This window comes from Janibacter limosus (genome assembly GCF_004295485.1).
Lineage (GTDB): Bacteria > Actinomycetota > Actinomycetes > Actinomycetales > Dermatophilaceae > Janibacter > Janibacter limosus_A.
Genome location: NZ_CP036164.1, coordinates 1,760,237 through 1,784,966, shown reverse-complemented (window position 1 = coordinate 1,784,966; position 24,730 = coordinate 1,760,237). Strand labels below are relative to the sequence as shown.

Genomic DNA, 24,730 nt, shown 5'->3' with positions numbered 1-24,730 from the left:
AACCCCAGATCACGGCTGAGTCAGGACGAGCAGTCGACCGCGATCGCGAGAGCCGCACACACTTCGCGCATGCGCGCATCCGACAAGCGGCCGATCCGTTCGATGAGGACGGCGACGGAGACGCTCTCCACCGAGTCCAGGTTGACGGCCGAGCGCAGGGGGATGGGGTCCTCGCCCGGCTCAAGGTGGACCTCGCTCGCCAGAGCGCGGATCGTCGTCGTGCACGGGGCCACAAGGGATCGGCGTAGACGCGGGATGACCGAGTCGCGGGAGAGCACGACGACGGGTCTTCGCCCGATCCCGGCCATCTCGCACCACCACACCTCACCCCGAGCGGGTAGCGCCGTCATGATCGGCTAGCGGCTTCGCGGAAGGATGCGAGATCACCCCAGGCATCCGGCTCATCAAGTGGGTGATCGTCATACGCGACATAGCCGGCCTCGATCTCGGCAGCGCGGTGACGCGTGACGAGGGCCGACAGAGCCTCATCGAGCATCTTGGCGTCCGTGAGCCCGGGGAGGGCGCCGCGAGCACTGGCGAGCAGCTCGGCGTCGACGGTCGTGCTGAGTCGTGTTCTAGTCATGCCACGATTGTGGCATAGACGTCATTCCCGGGAGCGACCCAGCAGGGCACACGCAGTCGCAATGCTGCCGCGCGCACCGAGCCGTCCGCAAGGACTCCCAGCGTCGCCACTCCGCGGCGATGCTCACGCCCGTTGCCGTTTCCGTAGTGACCGAAGCTGAGGAAGCCGAAGGCGTCGAAGGGGATGGGACGGCGGGCGCTGCGGGTCAGATCTTCTGATCGGAGGCCTTGGCCACCTTCGCGAAGACGCTCGGCTCCCCATGGGTGATCAGCATGACGGAGTAGGGGTCGAACCGGTCGCCCTGCTCCATCCCCGGCGTCCCCACGGGGCATGGCGGGCACGCTGAGGCCGCGGCCTCCCTGCGGCGGGTCCGCGAGGTACTCCACGACGTGCCGGGCGGGGACGTGACCGACGAAGAGGTGGCCGTCGGGGTTGCGCGCGAGGTGGCACGACTGGAGGTCCAGCGCGACGTCGTGGTCCTGCCAGACCGTCGCCAGTGACTCGGGGTGCTCGGTCGTGATGGTGAAGCCGTGCTCCTCGGCGTGGGTGACCCACCCGCCGCAGCAGCCGCACGACGCGTCCTTGTAGACGGTCATCGTCAGCTGCTCGGCGTCGACGCCGTGGGCTGCTACATCGGCAGGTAGGGAGGTGGGCTCGGCGTTCGGTCCGGCCGGGTCCGCGCAGGCGGACAGGGCAGTCATCGCGCCAGTGCCGGTCAGGAGAGGAGCCCGCGGCGGCCGATCCGGGCGCGGGAGTGGTGGGTGGTCATGGTGGGCCTTTCGGGGGAGCGACGACGAAGGGAGGGCCCGGCCGGCGATCGACCGGCCGGGCCCGGGGCGAGGTTCGGGTCAGAGCCCGGAGCGCATCGTGCGCATCTTCGTGATCTCGGCCTTCTGGTCCGTGATGACCGTGCTGGACAGCTTGAGGGCCTCGGGGTTCTTGCCATCCTTGCGGTGCTGCTGGGCCATCGCGACCGCGCCCTCGTGGTGCTCGATCATCTGGGTGAGGAAGAGCGTGGAGGCGGCCGGGCCATCGGCCTGCTTCAGCGCGGTGATGTCCTCGGCGCTGACCATGCCGTCCATGCCGTCCGTGCCGTCCGTGCCGTCCGTGCCGTCCGTGCCGTCCGTGCCGTCCATGCCGTCCATGCCGCCCATCGATTCGTGATCCATGGAGCCCTGGCCCCAGTCCTCGAGCCAACCCTGCATCGTGGTGATCTCCGGGCCCTGAGCCTTCTTGATCTCCTTGGCCAGCTTCGTGACGTCGGGGTCGACACCGCTCTTGTCGAGGACGAGGTCGGACATCTCGACGGCCTGCTGGTGGTGCATGGTCATGCCCTGGGCATAGGTGACATCGGCCTGGTTGAAGTCGGCTGCCGTCTGGCTGCTCGCGGAGGGGCCGGTGTCGCGAGAGTCGTCGCTCGCGGAGCAGCCGGTGACGATGAGGGCGGCCGCCGCGGCGGTCGCTGCGGTGGTGATGAAGCGGAAAGTGCGCATGTTGGATCGATTCCTTGTCGTGTGGTGCGGGACGGGCAGGTCGCGTCCGGTGTCATCTCCGCGTTCGAGGGTCGCCGGACGGGGAGGCTGCTCACGTCCGACTGATGCACAACCTGATCAAGGACACGTCCGGTCCGGTGGGCGTCGCGCAGGGTGGGTGATGCGGTGCCATGGCCTGCCACGGGGGTTGCCAGCGCCAGGAGCGTCCGAGACGCCCGGACAGGACGAGGGCCAGGGTCAGCAGCACGAAGAGGCACAGCATCGTCGTGGAGTCGTCGCAGTCACCCGCCGTGCAGGACGTCGCGATCCCGTCCGTGGGTGCTGCGAGGGCTGCGTGCTCTGCTGTGGTGTGTGCAGTTGTGGAGTCCGCGCCAGAGGCTGCTGCGACCGAGGCGAGTGCCGGTGCGTGGTGCCCGGCCGAGAACCCGTGCATCGACAGGATGCCGGCGATGACCGCAGTGGCCAGGCCCAGCAGGACCAGTCCCCACAGCGTTCGCGGAGCGCCGAAGGACCGGGACATGCCTGCTTCCAGATCCACGGTCATGACTCACATCCTAAGCATCGCCGTTCAGGGGAACACGACTGGGAGTATACCCCCCTAAGGTATATGTTCACCGAGTATGACTGACCTACACGATCACCACGCTGACCACGGCCAGCCCGCCAGTCACGATGCGCACGCCGATCATGTGGATCACGCGGGGCACGGGGATCACTCGGGTCACGGCGGTCACGGTGACCATGTGGGCCAGTTCCGTCGCCTCTTCTGGATCATGCTCGTGCTGTCGATCCCGGTCGTGGGCTTCAACGACATGTTCGCCGACCTCATCGGCTACGACCTGCCGCAGGGGGAGTGGGCGCGGTGGGTGTCGCCGGTCCTCGGGACGGTGATGTACGTCTGGGGTGGTCGCCCCTTCCTCACCGGCGCAGTGTCCGAGGTCCGCACGCGCAAGCCCGGGATGATGCTGCTCATCGCACTGGGCATCACGGTGGCCTTCGTCGCCTCCTGGGGTGCCAGCCTGGGTGTGCTCCACCACGAGCTGAGCTTCTGGTGGGAGCTGGCGCTCCTGGTCGTCATCATGCTGCTCGGCCACTGGATCGAGATGCGCTCGCTCGCCCAGACCACCTCTGCCCTGGACTCCCTCGCCGCGCTCCTGCCCGACGAGGCGGAGCGGGTCGAGGGTGACGAGATCGTGACCGTCGCCCCGGCCGACCTCCAGGTCGGTGACGTCGTCATCGTCCGTCCGGGTGCCGCGGTCCCCGCGGACGGCACCGTCGTCGACGGCTCGGCGAGCATGGACGAGTCGATGGTCACCGGCGAGTCCAGGACGGTGCGCCGGACGAAGGGGGATGCCGTCGTCGCCGGGACCGTCGCCACCGACTCCGGGTTGCGCGTGGAGATCACCGCGACGGGCGACGACACTGCGCTCGCCGGGATCCAGCGGCTCGTGACCGACGCCCAGGCCTCGTCCTCGCGCGCCCAGCGCATCGCCGACACGGCTGCCGGTTGGCTCTTCTGGTTCGCCCTCGGCTCTGCCGCCATCACGGCTGTGGTCTGGTCCCTGCTGGGTCTGCCGGACAGTGCCGTCGTCCGCACGATCACGGTGCTGGTCATCGCCTGTCCCCACGCCCTGGGCCTGGCGATCCCGCTCGTGGTCTCCATCGCGACCGAGCGCGCTGCTCGAGGTGGGGTGCTCGTCAAGGACCGCCTCGCCCTGGAGTCCATGCGCACCGTCGACACCGTGCTCTTCGACAAGACGGGCACCCTGACCAAGGGCGAGCCCACGGTCACCGGCATCGAGCCCGTGGGCGACCACTCCGAGGACGAGGTCCTCCTGCTGGCTGCTGCGGCCGAGGGCGACAGCGAGCACCCGCTGGCTCGCGCGATCGTCGGTGCCGCGACCTCACGTGGTCTCGATGTGCCTGCGGCAGTGGACTTCTCGTCCTCGCCCGCGGTGGGTGTACGGGCCACGGTGGCAGGCACGGTCACCGAGGTCGGTGGTCCCTACCTGCTCGAGCAGTACGACCTCGCCGAGCTGCCGGCGGTCGAGACCTGGCGGGATGAGGGCGCGATCATCCTGCACGTGGTGGCCGACGGTGAGGTGATCGGCGCGCTGCGTCTGGCCGACGAGGTCCGACCCGAGTCCCGCGATGCCGTCGACGCACTGCACGCTGCGGGCGCGCAGGTCGTGATGATCACCGGCGACGCGCAGGCCGTCGCGCAGACGGTCGCCGCGGACCTGGGCATCGACCGCGTCTTCGCCGGTGTGCGCCCCCAGGACAAGGCGGCCAAGGTCGCCGAGCTGCAGGGCGAAGGGAGGAAGGTCGCCATGGTCGGAGACGGCGTCAACGACGCTCCTGCCCTTGCCCAGGCCGACGTCGGCATCGCGATCGGCGCCGGCACGGACGTGGCCATCGCCTCGGCCGGCGTGATCCTCGCCAGCTCCGACCCGCGCTCGGTGCTCTCGGTCATCGAGCTCTCCCGCGCCTCGTACCGCAAGATGAAGCAGAACCTGTGGTGGGCGGGCGGCTACAACCTCATCTCCGTCCCGCTGGCTGCGGGTGTCCTGGCGCCGATCGGCTTCGTCCTGCCGATGAGCGTCGGGGCGATCCTGATGTCACTGTCGACCGTCGTCGTCGCGCTCAACGCCCAGCTGCTGCGCCGGCTCGACCTCACCCCTGAGCGGAGCGCGGCCCACTTCCTCGGGCGGTGAGGCGGTCGGACCTCGGTGCGCTCGGGCCAGCGCTGGAACGATGTCGGTATGGGTGAAGTCCTCGCCGACGAAAAGCAAGGGCTCACCTGCCGCCACCGACACTGATGATGGAATCAGGGTCCGAGGGGTCGTGACTCACCCTCCGACTGGCGCCCTGTTGGGTTGCCTTCCAGTTGATCTGTCCGGCCCCTCGGGCTCGCCGCCGGCCGGGGCGGTCATGACCTGATAAGAGCTTGGCAGTTCCTCACCAGTGTCCTGTCTGACCGCCCACGGCCGACGTCACCCAGTCGACGACAGCCGAGAAGGGCGCTTCCAGCATGACAGCAGCAGCACCGACATACCCAGACCACGAAGCCGTGGAGGAGGTCGTCGGCGGCATCGACACCCACGCCGACACCATCCACGTGGCCGTGGTGACCGTTGTAGGGCGCGATGTCGCCGACGAAGAATTCCTCACCACGCTCGCCGGGTACCGCGCAGCGACCGACTTCCTTCAGGCCCATGGCGTGATCGAGCGTGTCGGGATCGAGGGCACCAGCTCCTACGGGGCAGGCATCGCCCGGGCCTGCGCCGCGGCCGGTATGGACGTGCGGGAAGTCCTGCGACCCGACAAGACCGTGCGCCGCAAACAAGGCAAGTCCGACCCCATCGACGCCTACCACGCAGCCCGCGCCGTGCTGTCGGGGCGATCGACCTCGGCGCCCAAGGACGAGAAGATCCTCGGTCTGCGCGCCCTGCACACCGCGCGACGCTCAGCCGTCAAGGCCCGCACCGCGACGATCCACCAGATCCAACAACTCCTGATCACCGCCCCCGACGGCATCCGGGAGAAGTACCGCGACCTGAACAACGCTCGACTGGTCGAGACACTCGCTCGCTGTCGCCCCAACCGGGATGACCTGGTCGGTGGCGCCGTGCTGCGAGCGATGAAAGACCTCGCCGCCCGCCACGCCTTCTTGGACGAGCAGGCCAGCGACCTCGAAGCCGACATCACGGCCATCGTCCGCACGCTCAACCCCGGCCTGCTCGGCGCCCACGGCGTCGGCCCGGACACCGCAGCACAACTGCTGATCACCGCCGGGGGCAACCCCGAACGCCTCAGCCACGAGGCGTCGTTCGCCGCGCTGTGTGGGACTGCGCCCGTACCCGCGTCCTCGGGCAAAACCAACCGCTACCGGCTGTCGCGAGGAGGAGACCGCGCGGCCAACAGCGCACTACACCGCATCGCTCTGGTGCGCATGGTCAGCCACGCCCAGACCCGCGGCTACGTCCAGCGACAACGCGACAAAGGCCGCTCCAGCAAGGAGATCCTGCGCCGCCTCAAGCGAGCCATCGCCCGCGAGATCTTCAAATACCTCACCCGGACCATCACCGTGCCCGCCATCGACGACCTACGACCGATGAGACAGGCCAAGAACATCACCTTGACCAGCGCCGCCCAACACTTCGGCGTCTGGCCCGCACGCATCTCCACCCTCGAACGAGGCACCAGACGAGACGACGACCTCGCCAACGCCTACCGCGCCTGGCTCACCGCCGCTTGACAATCAATAGGAGCATCAGCGCGTAGGCGAAGCAGTCGCCGAAATTGAGCCGTGCGGGTGATCCGGAGCCGCGTCCGTACCTCTGGTATGCCCGCCGCGCAATCTCCCCTTCGTGCTCCGTCACCGGCTCGATAACGATCTCGAGCGCGGTGATGAGCTCGTCCAGGCGAGCTCCGTGCGATGTGGATCGGGCGTCGGCGACGATGGATACCTCGAGTCGGGCGGCCACGGACATCCGGCACCGGGACGAGGCCGCCGCGCGCACCAAGTCGTTGGACCCGGGCTCGTCCTCGAGGATGGCCATCAGGGCCGAGGAGTCCACGATCATCGGGGGAGTCCGGTCCGCTCGTCGAAGAGGTCCTCGACTCGGTCGATCTCACGATCGGCGTTGCGTGGGGTGTCGAGGTAGGCGCGGACGATGCCGTGCACCCGGTCGACCTTCGCCGCCACTCGTCGCTGCTCGGGGTCGATGTCGTGGTCGGCCAGCAAGCGCGTCAAGGCCTCCTCGATCGCCGCGGTCTGAGACTTGCCCGTGACCGCGGCCGCCTGCCGTGCGAGGTCGTGGACGCGCTCGTTCTTGATGTTCAGCCCCATGGAGTCAATCTACCCTTCGAAAAGGGTAGATATCTACCCCCTGGGCCACGCGTCGGCGTCCGCCGTTGTGCTGGAGCCAGGTGATGGAGCGCCTTCGTCTCTGGTGCGCGACACGCACCAGGGACGAGGGCGAAGGAGTGCTTGGCGGAAGCCCCTCAGGCAGTCCCACCCGTGGCGGGCGTGATCGTCCCCACGCACTCACCGAAGTCGATGACCGACCCGTTGGCTCCGGGGGCGGTGCCCCGCAGCGTGACGGTCTGGCCGTCCTGCAGGAAGGCCTGCTCGCGGCCGTCGGCCAGCTTCAGCGGCTCCTTGCCGCCCCACGACAGCTCCATGAAGGAACCGCGCTGGTCGACCTCGGTGCCGGAGACCGTGCCGGAGCCGAAGAAGTCGCCCGGGCGGATCGAGGCGCCGCCCACGCTCATGTGCGCGACCATCTGCGGCGCAGTCCAGTAGAGCGTCCTGGCCGGCGGGTGCGAGAGCACCTGACCGTCGAGGTCGACCTCCATCGTGATGTCCAGACCCCACGGCCCGTCCACCGAGTCGTCGAGATAGTCGGCGAGCTCGTGCTCGCGAGCCGGCGGCGCGACGCGAGCGGCGGCCAGCGCGTCCCACGGCGTGACCCACAGCGAGATCGTCGAGGCGAAGGACTTGCCGAGGTAGGGGCCGAGCGGCACGTACTCGTAGCCTTGGATGTCACGGGCGGACCAGTCGTTGAAGAGGACGACGCCAAACAGGTGCTCGGCGCCGGCCCGAGCCACGGACACCTCGCCGTGCGGGGCGGAGCCGCCGAGCACGAAGCCCAGCTCGGCCTCGATGTCGAGGCGACGCGAGGGACCGAAGCTGGGGGTCCCCCCTTCCTCCGGGCGCAGGCCCTTGGGGCGCGGGATGTCGGTGCCCGAGGCGATGACCGTGCCGGCGCGGCCGTGGTACCCGACCGGCAGGTGCTTCCAGTTGGGCAGCAGCGGCGCCTGGTCGGGGCGGAACATCTTGCCGATGTTGGAGGCGTGGTGCTCGGAGGCGTAGTAGTCGACGTAGTCCGCGACGGTGAAGGGCATGTGCAGCTCGATGTCGGACACAGGGGTGGCGACGGCCTCGACGACGCCGTCGAGACCGTCGGTCGTCACGACCTCCTGCAGCCACGCGCGCAGCGGCCGCCAGACGGTGTGGCCGGCGGCGAGCAGCGGGTCGAGGTCGTCGGCGGAGGCGGCGTTGCCGGCCTCGACGAGCAGTCGCGGCCCGCTCGCGGCGGCCACCGCGGCGACGAGGTCGCGCAGCGAGATCGCCAGATCACCCAGGCGCACGCCCAGTCGCGGGTCGCCGCCAGCGGGGGAGAAGGAGGCGTAGGGCAGGTGGTCGGGGCCGAAGCCGGTGGTCGAGAAGCGCTGCGCTGCAGTCGTCATGGAGTGGGGACCTCTCAGGTCAGGGGTGGACGAAGGCGTCGTCCTGAGGTGCGAGGGACGAGCCACGAAGGGGGGTCAGGCCGGGAAGAGATCAAGGCGCCGCAGGGCGTCGGCGGGCTCGCCGACGCTGCACGTGCCGAAGGACGTGAAGGACTCGCGCCACGACCCGTCGGAGGTGGCGCCGGCCTGGGCGAGCCGGGACGGGTCGGTCTCGGCGAGCCACCCGGCGACGACCGCACGGTCCTCACCGGCACGCGCGGCCTGGGTGGCCAGTGCGATGTTGAGGAAGCCGTGGTGGGTGAATCCGGTCGTGGCGTTGGTGTAGCGGATCGCCTCGTGCAGACCGGCGGTCAGCTTGAAGGGCAGCCCCGCGGCCACTGCTGCGGTGAGCACGTCGGCGAGCTGCTCGGGGGTGGGGAAGAGGCGCGCCTCGATGCCGCCGGTGCGGTACTTCAGCCGCAGCCCGGTACCGGCCAGCAGGTCGAGGGCGCCGTCGGCCACCTGGCCGGCCGTCAGCTCGACGTAGACCGGCAGGTCGCGGACGGCTGCGGCCTGCCGCACCTGCTCGGTCCAGGTGGCCCGGTCGCCCGGGTCGGTCTTGAGCTCGACGGCGACGATCCGCAGCTCGGGGGCGAGCGCCCGCGCGGCGGTGAGGGCCTCGTCGAGCGCGCCGGCAGGCGTCACCACCGAGACCTCCACGGGGCCGCCCGACAGGTCGAGACCGGCCGCGATCTCGCGTGCCCGGGGCAGGTCCGCGAGAGCGAGCACCGCGGGTCCCACGGCACTGACGAAGGGAGCCGACCGTCGCGCCACGTGGTCGGTCACCGCCTGCTCGACCGGCGCGAGGCCGGGCGGGAAGGTCGCGGCGTCGTCGAAGAACTCGAGGAACTGCTGGGGCACGGCCTGCTCCGGGACGGTGCCCCCCTTCGTGCTCGTCATGCGCCGTCCTCGTCGGTGATCCACCGGCCGCCGGTCCACGAGCGCGCGTAGACGCCGTCGTCGGTCGCGACACCGCCGACCCCGAGGTCGAGCGGGCGGAAGGTGTCGACCATGACCGCGGTCTCGTCGAAGTACTCGGCGCCGAGCGAGGCCTCGACGGCACCCGGCTGCGGACCGTGGGCGTGCCCGCCCGGGTGCAGCGAGATCGAGCCCTTGGCGATGCCCGAGCCCTTGCGCGCCTCGTAGTCCCCGTCGACGTAGAACATGACCTCGTCGGAGTCGACATTGGAGTGGTAGTACGGCACCGGCACGGAGAGCTCGTGGTAGTCGACCTTGCGCGGGACGAAGTTGCAGATGACGAAGTTGTTGCCCTCGAAGACCTGGTGGGCCGGCGGCGGCTGGTGCACCTTGCCCGTGATCGGCATGTAGTCGCGGATGTTGAAGGTGTAGGGGTAGAGGCACCCGTCCCAGCCGACGACGTCGAAGGGGTGCTCCGGCACCGTGTGCACGGTGCCGGTGATGCCGCTCGGGCCGCGACCGCGGTGCTTGATGTGGACCTCGACGTCCTGCTCCTCGCGCAGCAGGGGCTCGGTGGGGCCACGCAGGTCGCGCTCGCAGTAGGGCGCGTGCTCGAGGAGCTGGCCGTACCGGGAGAGGTAGCGCTTGGGCGGGGCGATGTGGCTGGTGGCCTCGATGAAGTACAGCCGAGCGGTCTCGCCCTCGCGCAGGACCCAGCGGTGGATCATCGCCCGCGGGATGATCACGTAGTCACCCTCGCTGGCCTCGAGCGCCCCGAGCTGCGTCTCGACCAGGGCCGAGCCGCGCTCGACGTAGACGCACTCGTCACCGATCGCGTTCTTGTACAACGGTGAGGTCGCGCCGACGTGGGCGTAGGAGATGCGCACGTCCGCGTTGCCCAGGACGAGCTGGCGGCCGGTCACCGCGTCGGTCGTGGCCGCCTGCGCGTCGGTGAAGAGGTCGTGCGGTTTGAGGTGCCGGGGGAGCAGTGGCTCGTTGGGCGTGAGTGTCTGGTCGGGCAGCTCCCAGTGGCGCGCACCGACGATGCCCGAGGGGATGTGGCGGTGGTAAAGCAGCGAGCTGTCCGAGCTGAAGCCCTCCTCGCCCATGAGCTCCTCGTAGAGGATCGAGCCGTCGTCGTCCTTGAAGAGGGTGTGCCTCTTGTCGGGCACGGGTCCGACCTGGCGGTAGTGGGCCATGAGTGTTCCTTCACCTCGTTGTGCGGGAGAGTGTGCGATATATGCTCTCGATCGTGCGCTCAGCGCACATTCTATCGAGTGGCGGGTGCCGGGGTCAACGCCTCCGTGCGCCCGGCGGGGGCGACCTCGGCCAGGGCTGCGCGCAGTCGTTCAGGACCGACCTCGGCGCCGAGGACGAAGGCGAGTCGGGCCAGCAGCCCCTCCCGGTCCTGCGTGCCGTCAAGCGCGTCGGAGAGGTCGAGCCACACCTGCTCGCGCTCGTCGAGCACGGCCACCTCGCCGTCGATGCTGCTCGTCTCGCCCCCGCCGAGCAGTCGCTCGCCCAGGCCGACGAGCTCGTCCGTGCGACCGCGCGCCAGCACCAGGCCGTCCGGGCGCACCACGACGATCTCTCCAGCCGGCACCGACCAGGACTGTGCCGTACCGCCGTCGTCGAGGACGGTGACCGCATCAGGGGTGACGGTGCCCCCGAGGGCGATCGTGGTGACCTGCTCGTGCGGGAGGACCGAGCGCAGCTGGTCGGCCACCCGCGTGGCCCCGACGAGGTCGATGGCGCTGGGCTCGATGACGTACACGCCGAATCCGGGGCCGCGGACCTCGTGCAGGCTGCTGCCCCCTTCGCTCGTCGTGATCGCCCGGTCCTCGAGGGGGTCGCCCGGCTGCAGGCCGTCACTCGCGGCGCATCGCTGTGTGAGTACGGAGGTGCGGGCGTGCGTGGCGCTGCTCTGCCGTGGGTCGATGAGGTGGCTGAACTCGGGGCGCACCAGGGACAGGCCGAGGAGGGCATCGCGCGTGGTGCGGTAACCCTCGGTGCCCGGGGTCATGATGAGCGTCGACTTACCGGCGTTGCTGATGTTTTGCTGCCAGGCGTGGTGACGCTCGCGCGAGTAGGCCTGCAGCAGCTGGTCGCTGGCATCGTCGTGCACGACCGCGGCGAGCATCCACGCCAGCGTCTCGGCGTCCTCCATGCCGGAGTTGAGGCCCCGCACGCCGAAGATCGGCACGAGGTGCGCGGCGTCGCCGGCGAAGAGCAACCGCCCGTGGACGAAGTCGTCGAGGGCGAGAGCGCGCGCCTTGTAGAACCCGTGCCACTCGAGGGTCCAGGGCCCGGAGCCGTCGACGCCGACCGACCGCTCCAGCCAGGCCAGGTGCTGCGCGATCCGCTCCCGGATGCGCTCCTCGGTGGTCTCGACGTCGGCGTCGTCCTCGGGGGAGAGCTGGTAGTCGATGCGCCAGATGTCGTCGGGCTGGCGGTGCATGATCACCGTCGAGCCGGGGTTGCTCGGCGGGTCGAACCAGACCATCCGCTCGGTCGGTAGCGCCGACTCCCAGTGGATGTCGGCGATGACGTAGCGGCCCTCGTAGGCGGTGCCCTGCAGGCGCAGTCCGGCGAGCTCACGCATCCGGGAGCGTCCACCGTCTGCGGCCACGACCCAGTCCGCGTGCACGGTCGCCGGCCCGGCCGCGGTGTCCACGTCCAGGGCGACGCCGGACTCGGTGCGGGTCATCCCGGCCACCGGTGTGCCCCAGTGCAGGTCGATGAGTGGCTCGGCCTGCGCGGCGTCGGCCATGACCTGCTCGATCTCCGACTGGGAGATGTTGACCATCGGCGGGCGGGTGTGGTGCGGGTCGTGCGGCATGAGGAAGTGCAGGACCTCCTGGTCGCCGTAGAAGGTGCGGCCACCGGTCCAGGGCAGCGCCCGGTCGGCCAGCGCGGTGTCGACACCGAGCCGGGAGGCCACCTCGAGGCTGTGCCTCGAGATGCAGATGGCTCGGCTACCGAAGGAGACCGCGGTCTCGGCCTCGAGGACGGTCACCGGGACACCCCGGCGGGCGAGTCCGAGGGCGGTGGCCAGACCGACCGGCCCGGCCCCGACGACGACGACGCGAAGGGGGGACCCCTGCGGTGTCGGGTCGAGGACGGAGGGGGTGTGGTGGGTCGGCTGGAAGTACGGGCTCATGATGCCGCGACCTCGGACGCGGTGATGGTGGTCAGGGTGTCGGGCTCGGCCTCGTGGGGGCGGCGCAGGAGCACGGCGCTGCAGGTGAGGCTGATCAGGCTCGCGGCGACGCAGTAGCCGGTGACGGCAGCGCTCGTGCCGAAGCTGTCGAAGAGCCAGGTGGCGATGATCGGCGCGAGGCCGCCACCGAGGATCGCGCCGACCTGATAGGCGAGCGAGGCCCCGCTGAAGCGGACGGCGGCGGGGAAGAGCTCGGCGAAGACCGCTGACTGCGGGCCGACGGTCAGGCCGAGGAAGAAGGCCATGAGCATCTCGGCGACGACGAGCACGGGCAGGCTCCCGGAGTCGACCATCGGGAAGAAGACCGCACTGACGACGAGCAGGCCGACGGCGGCGCCGACGTAGACGGTGCGGCGACCGAGGACGTCCGAGTAGTGCGCGGACAACGCCATGCCGAGCATCCACAGGGGGACGGAGGCGATGAGCGCGAAGAGCATCGTGTCGCGGGAGAAGCCGAGCTCGGCGGTGCCGTAGGAGAGGAGGAAGACCATGAAGACGTTGGCCACACCGTTGGTGGCGATGAAGCTGCCGGCGGCGAGGAGCACCTTGCGCCAGCTCTTCGACAGGACCTCGACGATCGGTGCCTGACGCACCTCGTTCTTCGCGGCGACGGCCCGGAACTCCGGGCTCTCCATGACCCCCAGGCGGATCCACATGGCGGCACCGATGAGGAGGAAGCTGAAGAGGAAGGGCAGGCGCCAGCCCCAGGCGAGGAACTGCTCCGTGGTCGTCACGCTGGTGATGGTGAAGAAGGTCAGGTTGGCGAGCAGCACGCCGACCGGGACGCCGAGCTGGGGCGCGACGCCGTAGAGGCCGCGCTTGCCCTTCGGCGCGTACTCGGTGGCCATGAGGACGGCTCCGCCCCACTCGCCGCCGACACCCAGACCCTGGATGAAGCGGCACAGCACGAGCAGGATCGGGGCCCAGACGCCGATCTGCGCGTAGGTGGGCAGCAGCCCGACGGCGACGGTGGCGGTACCCATGAGGAGCATGGCGATGACGAGCATCGACTTGCGCCCGACCCGGTCGCCGAAGTGGCCCATGACGACGCCGCCGACGGGGCGGGCGACGAAGCCGACGGCGTAGGTGCCGAAGGCGGCCATCGTGCCGGCGACCGAGGACTCGCCCGGGAAGAAGAGCGGGCCGAGCACCAGGGCGGCGGCCGTGCCGTAGATGAAGAAGTCGTACCACTCGATGGCGGTGCCGACGAAGCTGCCGAGCACGGCGCGACGGGCGTGGGCCCTGCTCGCGGGTGGTCCTGCGGCCACGGTGGGGACGGTGGTGGTGCTCATGAGAAGCCTTTCGGGTTCGACGCCGTTGTCAGACCCGAGAAGAGTGGCGGATGACCACTGTCCTGAAAAGCGGAGGTTTTGAGGCTGGAACCTCAAGAAACCTGTGGTTCGGCAGGGTCGAGCGGCCCACCGACGAGCGAGCTCCCGTGCGCCAGCGTGTGGCTGACGAAGGTGCGCGAGGCCCGGTTGAGCATCGCGCGAGGGTGCCAGAGCACGCAGACCTGCACCGTGGGCAGGGCCGGTGCGGCGATCTGCTTGACGACGACCTCGCGTCCCTCCGCGGTCTCGAGGCTGGCGGCACGCGAGACGAGCAGGGTCCACCCGTAGCCGCGCCCGACGAAGGCGCGGACGGTCTCGTACGTGCGGGCTCGCAGGGCCACCTCGGGCACGAATCCCGCTGCACGGCAGCAGTCGTGGGCGTGCTTCGCGCTCGGGGCGACGTCGAGCAGGACCATGGGGTCGCCCGCGAGGTCGCCGAGGTCGATCGCGTCCGGACCGTCGGCGAGCGGGTGGTCGCGCGGCAGGATCACGTGAGGCACGAGACTGGCGAAGGGGGCCCGCTGCCAGCCGTCGGGCAGGTCGAGGTCGTAGGTGATCGCGAGGTCGAGAGCGCCCTCCTCGAGGGCGGCGGTCAGGTGGTCGGGTGCGGCCTCGAGGACCTCGATGGTGGCGTCGGGGTGCAGGTCGTGGAACCCCGACAGGAGCCCGGGCAGGACATTGGGGAGAACCACGGCGAGCAGCCCAGGCGCACCCGCCCCGAGACTCCGGCGTCGGTGCCGTGGGCGTCGGCCTCGAGCTCGGTGGCCTGGTGGAGCAGCAGTCGCGCTCGGGGCAGGAGCAGCTCGCCCGTGGGGGTGAGGCGGACCCCCTTCGCCCGCAGCCGGTGGACCAGCTGAGCGTGCAGCGTCCGCTCCAGCTCCGTGAGGGCGGCCGACACGGCGGAGGGGGAGGCGTGCAGCTGCTCGGCGGCCCCGACGATCGTCCCCGCGTCAGCGACGGCTGCGAAGACGGCGATCTGGTTGAGCGTGAACGCTGGGGCTCCGTCGACCTTGGCCATCCGGCCACGCTATCGCCCGGCCCGGCCCGCCGCGCGGCCACCGGCGGAGCCTCAGTACAGGCGGGCGATGCGCTCGCGGGACTCGTGCAGCAGCGGTAGCAGGCGCTCGACGTCGAGGTCGTCGGGGTGGCCGAGCGTGATGAGTCCGATGGAGCTCTCGACATCGGTGTCGGAGGCGGCACCGGTCGCCACGGCGAGGCCTGCGGTGCCCGGCTGGATCTCGCCGCGGGAGAGCCCGAAGCCCCGCTCGCGGGCGGTGCGCACCGCCTCGATGTCATCGGGGGCCTCGGGGCGCAGGGCGAGGATGGCCAGCCCGTCGGCACCGTGCTCGAGGGGGTGCCGCGTGCCGACCTGGTAGCTGACACCGATGGGACCGCGGGTGGAGGGCTCGGCGACTGCGATGGCCACGGACTCCTCGCGGTCGGCGATGGCCACGAAGGCCGTGTGCCCGGTGCGGTCGGCGAGGTCCTGGACGACCGGTTGTGCGGCAGAACGATATTGGCTCATGAAGCGGCCGGCGACGACCAGCGCGCCGCTGCCGAGACGGTAGCGGCCGTCTTCGCCCTTCGTGACGAGGTGGCGCTGCTCCAGGGTCGCGAGGATGCGGTAGGCGCCGGCCCGGTGAACGCCCAGCTCGTCGGCGAGTGCCGCGGGCGAGATGCCGCCCGTGCGACGGGAGACGATGTCCATCGCCTCGAGGCCGCGGTCGAGCGTCTGCAGGGTGCTCATGATGTCGGGAGTCTACGCAGGCAGCAGGGCGGCGACCTCGGCGGCGGCCGGGCCGATGAGGTGCCCCAGACGCGTGGTGCGCGTGCCGTCGAGCTCGTCCTGGTGCCCTCCTCCGACGAGGATCGTCAGGGTGTCGTCGACGTCGTGCAGCGCCTCGACGACCTCTCGGGCGGGCCGGGCGTCGCGTCGTCGCGGCACCCCGAGCACCGCGCAGCTCGCGCCGTGGGTCTCGAGCGCGTCACGCCAGGCAGGCGCGGGCAGGTCAGGCCCGAGGTAGACCACGTCCACCCCGTGTCGGCGCAGGACGACGGCGAAGGCGAAGATGCCCAGCTCGTGGTGCACCCCGGCGGGCAGTCCGACGAGGACCCGCGGACCGCCGGGACGGCCCGGGGCGGCGTCGAAGGCAGCAGAGAGCCGGCGCAGTACCGCGTGCGCGACGAGGTGCTCGCCGGCGATCGAGACGCGCCCGTCCTCCCAGGCCTGCCCGACCTCCTCGAGCGTCGGCATGAGCCAGTCGTCGACGACCGACTCGAAGGGGGTGCGGGCGAGCTGCTCGTCCAGGACCCGGGAGACCTCGGCCGGGTCCATCGCGGCGGCGGCCGCGACGAGCTCGGCGGTGGCGGTCGGGCCATCCGTCGCCGGCGAAGGGGGGAGTGTCGCGCTGTCGGGACCGAGGAGGCGATGCACCTCTGCCGCAGCGGTGCTCGCGCTCCAGCCGTCGGCGATGAGCGTCGCCATCCGGGTAACCCGGGCGACGGCCTCGTCGTCGTAGAGGCGGTAGCCGGCGTCGGTGCGCCGCGGCTCGACGAGGTCGTAGCGGCGCTCCCAGGCGCGCAGCGTGGCGGCGGGGACGCCGGTCAGCTCGGCGGCGCGTTTGATCGTGTACATCAGGGGCGGTCCTCGATCTCCTCTACACGTGCGGCAGCTCGCGGGCGAGAGCCGCCTCCGCCTCGTCCCCCAGCCGGGTCAGCTGGCCGCGGAGGAAGGGGGTGGCCAGCTTGGCGAGTCCCTTGAAGGTGAAGTCCGCCTCGTAGACGAGCACGGTACCGGTGCCCCGCTCGTCGCGGCTGATCGACATGGTGTCCCGGGCGATGACGCTCTTGTTCTCACCTCGCATGACGACGAGGCGGTCCGGCTGCAGGTCGATCGTCTCGTAGACGAGCTCGGTCTGCCGACCGCGGAAGACCGAGCGGTTGCGGTAGCGGCTGCCGATCCCGCCATCGCCCTCCACGAGGGTCGTCTCCAGGGTCCCCGGGTCCCACTGCGTGCTCGTCGTGAAGTCGGCGAGATAGGCGTAGACCGCCGACGGTGGGGTATCAGCGACGTTGATGGTGCGGGTGATCTTCATGGCTGCACATCCTTGAACAAACATTTGACAGCGCGGTCAAGGTGACTCTAGCGTCTTGGACAAAGGTTGAACAATCCTTTGGCGCGGTCGGCTCCGAACCCATCGTGCCCCCCTTCCTCTCCCAGCAGGAGCATCCGTCGTGACCGAGCACCACCCCGACCGCCCGAGCGTCGCCGTCATCGGCGCGGGCGTCTCCGGTTTGACTGCGGCGTATGTCCTGTCGCAGACCCACGACGTCACCCTCTTCGAGGCCGACGACCGGCTCGGCGGGCACGCCCACACCCACACCGTCCCCACGAGCGGCGGCGGTGAGGTGCGCGTCGACAGCGGCTTCATCGTCCACAACGAGCGCACCTACCCCCACCTGCTGCGCCTCTTCCGCGAGCTCGACGTGCCCACCCGCCCGACCGAGATGAGCATGTCGATCACCTGCGACGGGTGCGGTCTCTCGTGGGCGGGCGGCGCCGGGCTCGGCGCGGTCCTCGCTCAGCCGCGGCGGCTCGCCGACCCGCGCTTCCTGCGGATGCTGCTGGAGATCCCGCGCTTCCACAAGGCCGCCCGGGCGGTCCTGGCCGACACCGGCGGCAGCGGCTCGGGCGACGACCCGACCTGGGGCGAGTTCCTGCAGCGCGGCAGCTTCTCGGAGCACTTCATCGCCCACTTCGCGCTCCCGCTCGTCTCGTGCGTGTGGTCCTCCGGCGACGAGGACTCCCTCGACTACCCGGCCCGGCACCTCTTCGCCTTCCTCGAGCACCACGGCATGCTCAGCATCAGCGGGTCCCCGACCTGGCGCACCGTCGTCGGCGGGTCCCGGACCTATGTCGACGCCCTCGCGTCCCGGCTGCGTGACGTGCGCACCAGCGCGGCCGTCACGTCCGTGACCCGGCGCCCCGACGGGGTCGACGTGCGCACCGCCGCCGGGGTCACCCCCTTCGACAAGGTCGTCATCGCCACCCACGCCGACCAGGCGCTGGCGCTGCTCGCCGACGCGACCCCGCAGGAGAAGGAGGACCTCGGCGCAATCCGTTACTCCCGCAACGCGACCGTCCTCCACCGCGACACCACCCACCTGCCGAGCGCGACGCGGGCCAAGGCCTCGTGGAACTACCGCAGCGAGAGCTGCGGCGGGGCCAGCCGGGCGCGGGTCAGCTACTGGATGAACCGGCTGCAGGGCTTCGACGAGGACGGCGACCAGCTGCTCGTCACGCTCAACTCCCCGACCCCCTTCGACGAGGCGGACGTGGTCGCGCGGATGGACTACGCGCACCCGGTCTTCACCCGGGAGGCCGTCGCAGCGGCCGCCCGGCTGCGCACCGCCGGCGGCGACCGGCTGGCCTTCGCCGGCGCGCACCTCGGCTGGGGGTTCCACGAGGACGGGTGCCGCTCGGGCGTCGAGGCGGCGCAGCGACTCGGGGCGACGTGGTGACCACCGCGCCCACGCTCACCGAGCTGCCGACCCTGCCGAGCCTCGTCGTCGGCACCGTCAGCCACACCCGCCGCACGCCGGTCGAGCACGCCTTCGCCAACCGCCAGTACCAGTGGCTCGTCGACGTCGACGACCTGCCACGCCACCGGTGGCCGCTGCGCGCGCTCACCCGGATCGAAGCGCGTGACCACCTCGACGGGGGCGAGCAGGGTGGCGGCATCCGCGGTGACCTGACGCGATTCCTCGCCCACCGGGACATCACGCTCGCTGCCGACGACCGGGTCGTCATGCTCGCCAACGCGCGGGTCCTGGGCCACGTCTTCGACCCGCTGACCGTCTACTGGTGCCTCGCGCCGGACGGGCGCCTGCGGGCCTGCGTCTTCGAGGTGCACAACACCTACGGCGAGCGGCACGCGTACCTGCTCGAGGTCGACGAGAGCGGGCGGGCACGCACCGACAAGGCCTTCTACGTCTCGCCCTTCAACGACACCAGCGGCGAGTACGCGGTGAGCCTGCGCCTGGAGCGTGACCGCGTCGTCGTGACCGTCGGCCTGGATCGCGACGGCGAGCGGATCCTCACCGCGACGACGAGCGGTGTCCCACGCGCAGCGACCGACGCCACCGTCGTGCGCACCGCCGCCCGCCACCTGCTCATGACCTGGCGCGTCAGCGCCCTGATCCGCGTCCACGGCATCTGGCTGTGGACGCGCCGACTCCCCATCCAGCCTCGTACCCCGCACTCGCAGGAGGACCTCCGATGACCGCTTCTGTCCCCACCCTCGACCAACCGATCTGCCTGCGCCGACCCGCCCTTCGCCCGTGGTGCCTGCGGGCCCGTCTGGCCCGACCGATCCTCGCCGCGGTGCTCGACCGGGCGCCGGTGCGGGTGACGATGCCCGACGGGACCACCCTGGGTGGCGGTCGGGAGGCCGACGCCCCGACCTTGCAGATCGTGCACCCGACGGCACTCTTCGAGCGGATGGCGCACCACCCCAAGATCGGCATGGGGGAGGGCTACATGGCCGGGGACTGGGAGGCGGCTCCCGGGACCGACCTGGCGGACGCGCTGCTGCCCTTCGCCCAGCGGATCACCACCCTCGTCCCCTCGGGACTCGCGCGCATGAAGCGCGTTGTCGACCGGCGCATCCCGAGCGGCACGCGCAACACGCTGCTCGGCTCGCGCAAGAACATCGAGGCGCACTACGACCTGAGCAATGACCTCTTCACCGCCTTCCTCGACGAGACCCTCAGCTACAGCTCCGCGCTCTTCGACCGCTCTCGTCCGCTGGCGGAGCAGACCCTCGTCGAGGCCCAGCACGCCAAGATCGATGCGGTCCTCGACGCCGCCGATGTCACGGCCGGCAGCCGGGTGCTGGAGATCGGCACCGGGTGGGGCTCGCTGGCCATCGCCGCCGCCCGCCGCGGCGCCACCGTCACCTCGATCACCCTCTCGCACGAGCAGGCCGCCCTGGCCCGTGAGCGCATCGCCGCGGCCGACGTCGACGAGCCGGGTCTCGCGGCTCGGGTCGAGGTGCGGCTGCAGGACTACCGCGAGGTGAGCGGGCAGTTCGACGCCATCGTCAGTGTCGAGATGATCGAGGCCGTCGGCGAGGAGTACTGGCCGACCTACTTCCGCGCGATCGACGACCTGCTCGCGCCCGGGGGCATCGCCGCGATCCAGTCGATCCTCATGTCGCACGATCGCTACCTGGCGACGCGCCGCTCCTACGGGTGGATCCAGAAGCACATCTTCCCCGGCGGGCTGATCCCCTCCAGCGAGGCGATCGAGGAGACCACCACCGAGCACACCTCGCTGCGGGTGACCGCGACGCACCGCTTCGGCCGCGACTACGCCGAGACCCTGCGCCGCTGGCGCCGCACCTTCATCCAGGAGTGGCCCACGATCGCTGCGAGCGGGTTCGACGAGACCTTCCGCCGCAAGTGGGAGTTCTACCTCGCGTACTGCGAGGCCGGCTTCGCCGCCGACTACATCGACGTGGCGCAGATCCGTCTCGAGCGGGTGGAGGCAGCATGAGCAGCCTTGTCGGACAACGTATCTGGCTGGTCGGCGCCTCCAGCGGCATCGGTGCGGCACTGGCCGAGGAGCTGCAGCGCCGTGGCGCGATCGTGGCGATCAGCGCCCGCCGGGCGGAGCGGCTCGACGAGGTCTCGGGCGGACGCATGGTCACGGTCCCGCTCGACGTCACCGACCGGAGCGCGTGCTGGGCCGCTGCCGAGCGGGTGCGCACGGCGATCGGGGGTATCGACATGGTGATCTGGTGCGCCGGGTACTGGCACACCTACACCGCCACCGACTGGCAGGCCGACGAGTTCGTGACGCATGTCGAGGTCAACCTCCTGGGGCTCAACAACGTCATCGCCGCGACCCTGCCGCAGATGGTCTCGCACCGCAGCGGGCACCTCGTCGGGATCGCCTCGGTCGCCGGCTACCGCGGCCTGTCCGGGGGAGAGGCCTATGCCGCGACCAAGGCGGCGCAGATCAACCTGCTGGAGTCGATGCGCGCATCCTTGTCGACCAAGGACGTGCAGGTCACGACGGTCTGCCCGGGCTTCGTGCGCACCGACATGACCGAGACCAACTCCTTCCCCATGCCCTTCATCATCGAGCCGGAGGAAGCGGCCACCGAGATCGCCGACGGGCTCGAGGGTGGCAAGGTCGAGATCGTCTTCCCCCGCCGGATGGCCGTGACGATGAAGGTCGCCCGTGTGCTGCCGGTGCGGCTGTGGGCGGCGATCACCGCCCGCGTGGCACGCTCGTCCTCGTGACCGCCCTCATGTGGTTCCGCCGGGACCTGCGACTGTCGGACCACCCGGCGCTCCTGGCCGCAGCCGACGAAGGGGAGGTCCTCCCCTTCGTCGTCGTGGAGCCACGGCTGCTCACCGACCGTCGCCCGCCGGCCGTCCGGATGCTGCGCTCGATCGTGGCCCTGCACGAGGCGACCGGCGGAGCGCTGGTCGTCCGCTGCGGCGACCCGGTGGACCTCGTGCCGCAGGCGGCCGCGGCAGTCGGCGCCGAGCGGGTGCACGTCACGCGGGACACGACGCCCGCGGGACGGGAGCGGGACGAGGACGTCGCCGGGCGGCTGCGGGAGCAGGGCGCGGAGCTCGTCACGACCGGCAGCCCCTACGCGGTCGGTCCCGGGCTGGTCCTCACGGGTGAGGGCACGCCGTACAAGGTCTTCACCCCCTTCGCCCGGGCCTGGCGCGACCACGGCTGGCCGGCGCCCGCCGACCGGGTCGGCGACGACGTGTGGCTGACGGACGGTGCCGACCTGCTCGCCGAGGTCGGCGAGGACGCCCTCGAGCGCGTGCTCGCCGCCGCGGACGAGGACGCCGTCGACGGGCCCGCGGGGGAGGAGGCGGCGCTGGAGCGGTGGCGCAGCTTCGTCCAGGACGACCTCGACGGCTACGACGCCGACCGCGACCGACCCGACCTCGACGTCACGAGCCGGATGTCGATCCACCTCACCCACGGCGAGATCCACCCCCGGACGATGCTCGCGGACATTGCGGCCCACCCGCAGGCGGACGGCGATGCCGCCCACCGCTACGTCACCGAGCTCGCGTGGCGCGAGTTCTACGCCGACGTGCTGTGGCACCGCCCCGACTCGGCGTGGGCCGACCTGCGGGAGGCCCTCGCTGCGCTGCCCTACGACGAGGGCCCGGAGACCGACCGGCTCGTGGAGGCGTGGCGGCAGGGGCGCACCGGCTACCCCTTCGTCGACGCGGGGATGCGCCAGCTGCTCGCCGAGGGGTTCATGCACAACCGGGTGCGGATGGTCGTCGCGAGCTTCCTCACCAAGGACCTGCACGTGTGGTGGCCGGTCGGGGCGCGGCACTTCCTCGACCACCTGCTCGACGGCGACCTGGCCTCCAACAGCCACGGCTGGCAGTGGGTGGCGGGCACCGGGACCGACGCGTCACCGTACTTCCGGGTCTTCAACCCGATCACCCAGGGGGAGCGCTTCGACCCCGACGGCGCCTACGTGCGTCGCTGGGTGCCCGAGCTCGCCCACCTGCCGGGCAAGGCCGCCCACACACCGTGGACCCACCCCGACGGCGCCGCCCACGGCTACCCCGAGCGCGTCCTCGACCACGCCGAGGAGCGCCGCGAGGCGCTGGACCGGTACGAGATGGCGCGGGCGCAGACGTGATCCACCCGGTCAGGGAGCTGCGCTCCTTCGTCGCCGCCGCGCTCGTGGCGCCGGTCCCGAGGGACCACCACGAGCCGGACGCACTGGTGCGCCGCCGCCGGGTGGTCACGGTCGCGACGCTCGTCGTCGGGACCCTGGTCCTCGCGGTGACCCTGCGCATCCCACCGGGGGACGACAGCTTCTACCTCGGCGGGCTCGCGCTGGCCCTGGTGTGGATCGTCGGCGGCCTGGCCGCCGGTCGCCTCCACGTCGGCTGGGCGCACACCCGCGAGTCCGGCTATGCCCGACCGGTCGTGCAGCCGATCGCGCTGGCGCTGCTCGCCGTCGCGATCTTCCTCGCCGGCGCCCTCGTCATGGGCCGGGTGCCGTGGCTGGCGAGCCTCGTCGACGAGGTGCTCGACCACGCGCGCTACGGGTCCCTGCCGATCGTCTGGGCGATCACCGTCGTCACCGGCATCGGCGAGGAGCTCTTCTTCCGCGGGGCGCTCTTCGCCTCCGTCGGTCGGCGGCGACCCATCGCGATCACCACGCTCGTGTACGTGCTCGTCACCGCCGCGACCGGCAACCTCCTGCTGACCTTCGCCGCGCTCCTGCTCGGGGTGCTCGTGGGGGCGCAGCGCCGGGTCACCGGCGGCGTCCTCGCACCGATCATCACGCACGTCATCTGGTCCAGCTCGATGCTCTTCCTCCTGCCACCCGTCCTCGACCTCCTGAGGTGACCGACATGTCCACGTCCACAGCCACTCCCTTCGCCTCCGGCACGGTGCTCGTCACCGGGGCCACCGGCTACATCGGTGGCCTGCTCGTGCCCCGCCTCCTGGATGAGGGGTGGACGGTGCGCGTGCTCACCCGCTCCGCCGACAAGCTCGGTGCGCACGACTGGGGCGATCGGGTCGAGGTCGTCGAGGGCGACGCGACGTCCGGCGACGACCTGCGGCGAGCCCTGTCGGGCACCGACGTCGCCTACTACCTCGTGCACTCGATGGACGGCGGCGGCGACCTCGCGCGGCGAGACCGTGAGCTGGCCGAGGGCTTCGCCACGGCAGCGACCGACGCCGGGGTCAGCCGCATCGTGTACCTCGGTGGGTTGCACCCCGAGGGCGCCGACCTGTCGGTGCACCTCGCCTCGCGCGTGGAGGTCGGGCAGGTGCTGCTCGACGCGCCCGTGCCGGCCGCGGTGCTGCAGGCCGCCGTCGTCCTGGGTGACGGGTCGGTCTCCTTCGACATGCTGCGCTACCTCACCGAGCGGCTGCCGGCGATGGTCGCCCCGCAGTGGCTGCGCAACCGGATCCAGCCGATTGCCGTCGACGACGCGCTCCACTACCTCGTGGGTGCGGCGCGGCTGCCCGAGGACGTCAACCGCACCTTCGACATCGGCGGACCCGAGGTCCTGACCTACGAGCAGATGATCCAGCGCTTCGCCGCGGTCAACGGGCTGCGGCGACGGCTCATCGTCGGGGTTCCCGTGCTCACGCCGTGGCTGGCCAGCCACTGGGTCGGGCTGATCACCCCCGTCGAGGCCGACGTCGCCAAGCCGCTCGTCGGCAGCTTGGTCCACGAGGTCGTGCGACGGGAGCAGGACCTCGACGACCACGTCGGGCTGCCGGAGGGCGGGCTCGTCGGGTTTGACGACGCGGTGCGCCGGGCGATGCGTACCGCGCAGCCCGACCACGTGCTCCGCGACGTCCTGACGGTCACCGCGGCGACGGTGGGCGCCGCGGCGCTGGGCGCGGCGGCCACCCAGCCCGACAGCCGGTGGTACCGGTCGCTCGACCTGCCGTCGTGGCAGCCGCCTCCGCTCGCCTTCCCCCTGGTGTGGACACCGCTGTACGCCGACATCGTCGCCACCTCGGTCGCCACCCTCGCCCGGCTCGAAGGGGAGGGGAGACCCGACGAGGCAGCGGCCTACCGACGGGCACTGTGGGGCAACCTCGTGCTCAACACGGCGTGGAGCGTGCTCTTCTGGCGGGTGCGTCGGCCAGCCGTCGCGGCGGTCGAGGCCGGGGTGCTCGCCGCCAGCTCGACCGACCTGGCACGGCGCGCTGCGGCCGCCGGTGGGCGGGGCGGTTGGGCGCTGGTGCCCTACGCGGCGTGGACCGGCTTCGCCGCCGTGCTCTCGACGGCGATCGCGCGCCGCAACCGGTAGGCCCGAGGGTCAGGGTCTCGTCAGGGGACACCAAAGCGTGGGTCAGCTT

Annotated in this window: 26 protein-coding genes; 9 read left to right on the top strand and 17 right to left on the bottom strand. The window is 71.1% G+C overall.

Annotation, left to right across the window (positions count from 1 at the left end; all coding sequences use genetic code 11):
• Nucleotides 1–20: 20 nt before the first annotated feature.
• From EXU32_RS08580 to EXU32_RS08560, 5 genes are all read right to left on the bottom strand, one after another.
• Nucleotides 21–350, bottom strand: coding sequence for a type II toxin-antitoxin system PemK/MazF family toxin (locus EXU32_RS08580; protein ID WP_130629524.1), 330 nt, complete (start codon nucleotides 348–350; stop codon nucleotides 21–23).
• Nucleotides 347–583, bottom strand: a complete 237-nt coding sequence (locus EXU32_RS08575) for a DUF2191 domain-containing protein (protein WP_130629523.1) — start codon at nucleotides 581–583, stop codon at nucleotides 347–349. Before EXU32_RS08575 ends, EXU32_RS08580 begins: the two co-directional genes overlap by 4 nt.
• Nucleotides 580–1,284 (bottom strand): DUF411 domain-containing protein, encoded by a 705-nt coding sequence (locus tag EXU32_RS08570; protein ID WP_130629522.1) that lies wholly within the window; start codon nucleotides 1,282–1,284, stop codon nucleotides 580–582. Before EXU32_RS08570 ends, EXU32_RS08575 begins: the two co-directional genes overlap by 4 nt.
• Before the next feature lie 147 nt (nucleotides 1,285–1,431).
• Nucleotides 1,432–2,076, bottom strand: coding sequence for a DUF305 domain-containing protein (locus tag EXU32_RS08565; protein ID WP_130629521.1), 645 nt, complete (start codon nucleotides 2,074–2,076; stop codon nucleotides 1,432–1,434).
• Nucleotides 2,077–2,167: 91 nt separating this feature from the next.
• Entirely contained in the window at nucleotides 2,168–2,620 is a 453-nt protein-coding gene (locus EXU32_RS08560; RefSeq protein ID WP_130629520.1) for a hypothetical protein, read from the bottom strand.
• 229 nt (nucleotides 2,621–2,849) lie between these two features.
• Here EXU32_RS08560 and EXU32_RS08555 point away from each other — a divergent pair, with 229 nt between their 5' ends.
• Together EXU32_RS08555 and EXU32_RS08550 are read left to right on the top strand one after the other, a co-directional pair.
• Complete coding sequence (locus EXU32_RS08555) at nucleotides 2,850–4,790, top strand: heavy metal translocating P-type ATPase (protein WP_431603065.1); 1,941 nt, start codon at nucleotides 2,850–2,852, stop codon at nucleotides 4,788–4,790.
• Between the two features lie 317 nt (nucleotides 4,791–5,107).
• Nucleotides 5,108–6,334, top strand: coding sequence for an IS110 family transposase (locus tag EXU32_RS08550; protein WP_130628815.1), 1,227 nt, complete (start codon nucleotides 5,108–5,110; stop codon nucleotides 6,332–6,334).
• Here EXU32_RS08550 and EXU32_RS08545 read toward each other — a convergent pair.
• The 12 genes from EXU32_RS08545 to EXU32_RS08495 all read right to left on the bottom strand — a co-directional run bounded on the left by EXU32_RS08545 (nucleotide 6,321) and on the right by EXU32_RS08495 (nucleotide 16,934).
• Nucleotides 6,321–6,662: a type II toxin-antitoxin system VapC family toxin gene (locus tag EXU32_RS08545; RefSeq protein WP_130629518.1), complete on the bottom strand. Its 342-nt coding sequence runs from the start codon at nucleotides 6,660–6,662 to the stop codon at nucleotides 6,321–6,323. The two genes, EXU32_RS08550 and EXU32_RS08545, sit on opposite strands and share 14 nt — an antisense overlap.
• The gene (locus EXU32_RS08540; protein ID WP_130629517.1) at nucleotides 6,659–6,928 is read right to left on the bottom strand and encodes a type II toxin-antitoxin system VapB family antitoxin; all 270 of its coding nucleotides are present in this window, start codon (nucleotides 6,926–6,928) and stop codon (nucleotides 6,659–6,661) included. The genes EXU32_RS08545 and EXU32_RS08540 overlap by 4 nt, the downstream gene beginning before the upstream one ends.
• Before the next feature lie 155 nt (nucleotides 6,929–7,083).
• A complete protein-coding gene (gene fahA, locus EXU32_RS08535; protein WP_130629516.1) occupies nucleotides 7,084–8,331 on the bottom strand; it encodes a fumarylacetoacetase in 1,248 nt (415 codons plus the stop codon).
• Between the two features lie 75 nt (nucleotides 8,332–8,406).
• Nucleotides 8,407–9,270 carry a hypothetical protein gene (locus tag EXU32_RS08530; RefSeq protein ID WP_242612731.1) on the bottom strand — a complete coding sequence of 288 codons (864 nt, stop codon included), beginning with the start codon at nucleotides 9,268–9,270 and terminating at the stop codon, nucleotides 8,407–8,409.
• Nucleotides 9,267–10,487 (bottom strand): homogentisate 1,2-dioxygenase, encoded by a 1,221-nt coding sequence (locus EXU32_RS08525; RefSeq protein ID WP_130629514.1) that lies wholly within the window; start codon nucleotides 10,485–10,487, stop codon nucleotides 9,267–9,269. Before EXU32_RS08525 ends, EXU32_RS08530 begins: the two co-directional genes overlap by 4 nt.
• 71 nt (nucleotides 10,488–10,558) lie before the next feature.
• Nucleotides 10,559–12,448 (bottom strand): FAD-dependent oxidoreductase, encoded by a 1,890-nt coding sequence (locus EXU32_RS08520; RefSeq protein ID WP_130629513.1) that lies wholly within the window; start codon nucleotides 12,446–12,448, stop codon nucleotides 10,559–10,561.
• Nucleotides 12,445–13,800, bottom strand: coding sequence for an MFS transporter (locus tag EXU32_RS08515; RefSeq protein WP_130629512.1), 1,356 nt, complete (start codon nucleotides 13,798–13,800; stop codon nucleotides 12,445–12,447). The genes EXU32_RS08520 and EXU32_RS08515 overlap by 4 nt, the downstream gene beginning before the upstream one ends.
• A gap of 92 nt (nucleotides 13,801–13,892) precedes the next feature.
• Nucleotides 13,893–14,531: a LysR substrate-binding domain-containing protein gene (locus EXU32_RS08510; RefSeq protein ID WP_207233896.1), complete on the bottom strand. Its 639-nt coding sequence runs from the start codon at nucleotides 14,529–14,531 to the stop codon at nucleotides 13,893–13,895.
• Nucleotides 14,432–14,857, bottom strand: coding sequence for a LysR family transcriptional regulator (locus EXU32_RS17330; protein WP_207233895.1), 426 nt, complete (start codon nucleotides 14,855–14,857; stop codon nucleotides 14,432–14,434). The genes EXU32_RS08510 and EXU32_RS17330 overlap by 100 nt, the downstream gene beginning before the upstream one ends.
• Before the next feature lie 51 nt (nucleotides 14,858–14,908).
• On the bottom strand, nucleotides 14,909–15,586 hold the full coding sequence (locus EXU32_RS08505) for an IclR family transcriptional regulator (protein ID WP_130629511.1): 678 nt from the start codon (nucleotides 15,584–15,586) through the stop codon (nucleotides 14,909–14,911).
• Nucleotides 15,587–15,598: 12 nt separating this feature from the next.
• Nucleotides 15,599–16,474: a MerR family transcriptional regulator gene (locus EXU32_RS08500; RefSeq protein WP_130629510.1), complete on the bottom strand. Its 876-nt coding sequence runs from the start codon at nucleotides 16,472–16,474 to the stop codon at nucleotides 15,599–15,601.
• Between the two features lie 22 nt (nucleotides 16,475–16,496).
• Entirely contained in the window at nucleotides 16,497–16,934 is a 438-nt protein-coding gene (locus tag EXU32_RS08495) for an SRPBCC family protein (RefSeq protein ID WP_130629509.1), read from the bottom strand.
• Nucleotides 16,935–17,073: 139 nt separating this feature from the next.
• Between EXU32_RS08495 and EXU32_RS08490 the strand changes: the two genes are divergently transcribed.
• The 7 genes from EXU32_RS08490 to EXU32_RS08460 are packed head-to-tail and all read left to right on the top strand — an operon-like array spanning nucleotide 17,074 to nucleotide 24,681.
• Nucleotides 17,074–18,360 (top strand): NAD(P)/FAD-dependent oxidoreductase, encoded by a 1,287-nt coding sequence (locus EXU32_RS08490; protein ID WP_130629508.1) that lies wholly within the window; start codon nucleotides 17,074–17,076, stop codon nucleotides 18,358–18,360.
• Nucleotides 18,357–19,121 carry a DUF1365 domain-containing protein gene (locus tag EXU32_RS08485; protein WP_242612934.1) on the top strand — a complete coding sequence of 255 codons (765 nt, stop codon included), beginning with the start codon at nucleotides 18,357–18,359 and terminating at the stop codon, nucleotides 19,119–19,121. The genes EXU32_RS08490 and EXU32_RS08485 overlap by 4 nt, the downstream gene beginning before the upstream one ends.
• The gene (locus tag EXU32_RS08480; RefSeq protein ID WP_130629506.1) at nucleotides 19,118–20,395 is read left to right on the top strand and encodes an SAM-dependent methyltransferase; all 1,278 of its coding nucleotides are present in this window, start codon (nucleotides 19,118–19,120) and stop codon (nucleotides 20,393–20,395) included. The genes EXU32_RS08485 and EXU32_RS08480 overlap by 4 nt, the downstream gene beginning before the upstream one ends.
• Complete coding sequence (locus EXU32_RS08475) at nucleotides 20,392–21,147, top strand: SDR family NAD(P)-dependent oxidoreductase (RefSeq protein ID WP_068260344.1); 756 nt, start codon at nucleotides 20,392–20,394, stop codon at nucleotides 21,145–21,147. The genes EXU32_RS08480 and EXU32_RS08475 overlap by 4 nt, the downstream gene beginning before the upstream one ends.
• On the top strand, nucleotides 21,144–22,535 hold the full coding sequence (locus EXU32_RS08470; RefSeq protein WP_207233894.1) for a cryptochrome/photolyase family protein: 1,392 nt from the start codon (nucleotides 21,144–21,146) through the stop codon (nucleotides 22,533–22,535). The genes EXU32_RS08475 and EXU32_RS08470 overlap by 4 nt, the downstream gene beginning before the upstream one ends.
• On the top strand, nucleotides 22,532–23,254 hold the full coding sequence (locus EXU32_RS08465; protein ID WP_130629505.1) for a CPBP family intramembrane glutamic endopeptidase: 723 nt from the start codon (nucleotides 22,532–22,534) through the stop codon (nucleotides 23,252–23,254). The genes EXU32_RS08470 and EXU32_RS08465 overlap by 4 nt, the downstream gene beginning before the upstream one ends.
• A gap of 5 nt (nucleotides 23,255–23,259) precedes the next feature.
• Entirely contained in the window at nucleotides 23,260–24,681 is a 1,422-nt protein-coding gene (locus EXU32_RS08460; protein WP_130629504.1) for a tryptophan-rich sensory protein, read from the top strand.
• Nucleotides 24,682–24,730: the final 49 nt, after the last annotated feature.

Bases quoted from the DNA above. Each gene is read 5' to 3' on its own strand.
- EXU32_RS08580 (WP_130629524.1), bottom strand. From the start codon at position 350: ATGACGGCGCTACCCGCTCGGGGTGAGGTGTGGTGGTGCGAGATGGCC.
- EXU32_RS08520 (WP_130629513.1), bottom strand. From the start codon at position 12,448: ATGAGCCCGTACTTCCAGCCGACCCACCACACCCCCTCCGTCCTCGAC.
- fahA (WP_130629516.1), bottom strand. From the start codon at position 8,331: ATGACGACTGCAGCGCAGCGCTTCTCGACCACCGGCTTCGGCCCCGAC.
- EXU32_RS08480 (WP_130629506.1), top strand. From the start codon at position 19,118: ATGACCGCTTCTGTCCCCACCCTCGACCAACCGATCTGCCTGCGCCGA.
- EXU32_RS08515 (WP_130629512.1), bottom strand. From the start codon at position 13,800: ATGAGCACCACCACCGTCCCCACCGTGGCCGCAGGACCACCCGCGAGC.
- EXU32_RS08530 (WP_242612731.1), bottom strand. From the start codon at position 9,270: ATGACGAGCACGAAGGGGGGCACCGTCCCGGAGCAGGCCGTGCCCCAG.
- EXU32_RS08540 (WP_130629517.1), bottom strand. From the start codon at position 6,928: ATGGGGCTGAACATCAAGAACGAGCGCGTCCACGACCTCGCACGGCAG.
- EXU32_RS08575 (WP_130629523.1), bottom strand. From the start codon at position 583: ATGACTAGAACACGACTCAGCACGACCGTCGACGCCGAGCTGCTCGCC.
- EXU32_RS08565 (WP_130629521.1), bottom strand. From the start codon at position 2,076: ATGCGCACTTTCCGCTTCATCACCACCGCAGCGACCGCCGCGGCGGCC.
- EXU32_RS08545 (WP_130629518.1), bottom strand. From the start codon at position 6,662: ATGATCGTGGACTCCTCGGCCCTGATGGCCATCCTCGAGGACGAGCCC.
- EXU32_RS08560 (WP_130629520.1), bottom strand. From the start codon at position 2,620: ATGACCGTGGATCTGGAAGCAGGCATGTCCCGGTCCTTCGGCGCTCCG.
- EXU32_RS08525 (WP_130629514.1), bottom strand. From the start codon at position 10,487: ATGGCCCACTACCGCCAGGTCGGACCCGTGCCCGACAAGAGGCACACC.
- EXU32_RS08555 (WP_431603065.1), top strand. From the start codon at position 2,850: ATGCTCGTGCTGTCGATCCCGGTCGTGGGCTTCAACGACATGTTCGCC.
- EXU32_RS08550 (WP_130628815.1), top strand. From the start codon at position 5,108: ATGACAGCAGCAGCACCGACATACCCAGACCACGAAGCCGTGGAGGAG.
- EXU32_RS08500 (WP_130629510.1), bottom strand. From the start codon at position 16,474: ATGTACACGATCAAACGCGCCGCCGAGCTGACCGGCGTCCCCGCCGCC.
- EXU32_RS17330 (WP_207233895.1), bottom strand. From the start codon at position 14,857: ATGGCCAAGGTCGACGGAGCCCCAGCGTTCACGCTCAACCAGATCGCC.
- EXU32_RS08570 (WP_130629522.1), bottom strand. From the start codon at position 1,284: ATGACTGCCCTGTCCGCCTGCGCGGACCCGGCCGGACCGAACGCCGAG.
- EXU32_RS08460 (WP_130629504.1), top strand. From the start codon at position 23,260: ATGTCCACGTCCACAGCCACTCCCTTCGCCTCCGGCACGGTGCTCGTC.
- EXU32_RS08475 (WP_068260344.1), top strand. From the start codon at position 20,392: ATGAGCAGCCTTGTCGGACAACGTATCTGGCTGGTCGGCGCCTCCAGC.
- EXU32_RS08505 (WP_130629511.1), bottom strand. From the start codon at position 15,586: ATGAGCACCCTGCAGACGCTCGACCGCGGCCTCGAGGCGATGGACATC.
- EXU32_RS08495 (WP_130629509.1), bottom strand. From the start codon at position 16,934: ATGAAGATCACCCGCACCATCAACGTCGCTGATACCCCACCGTCGGCG.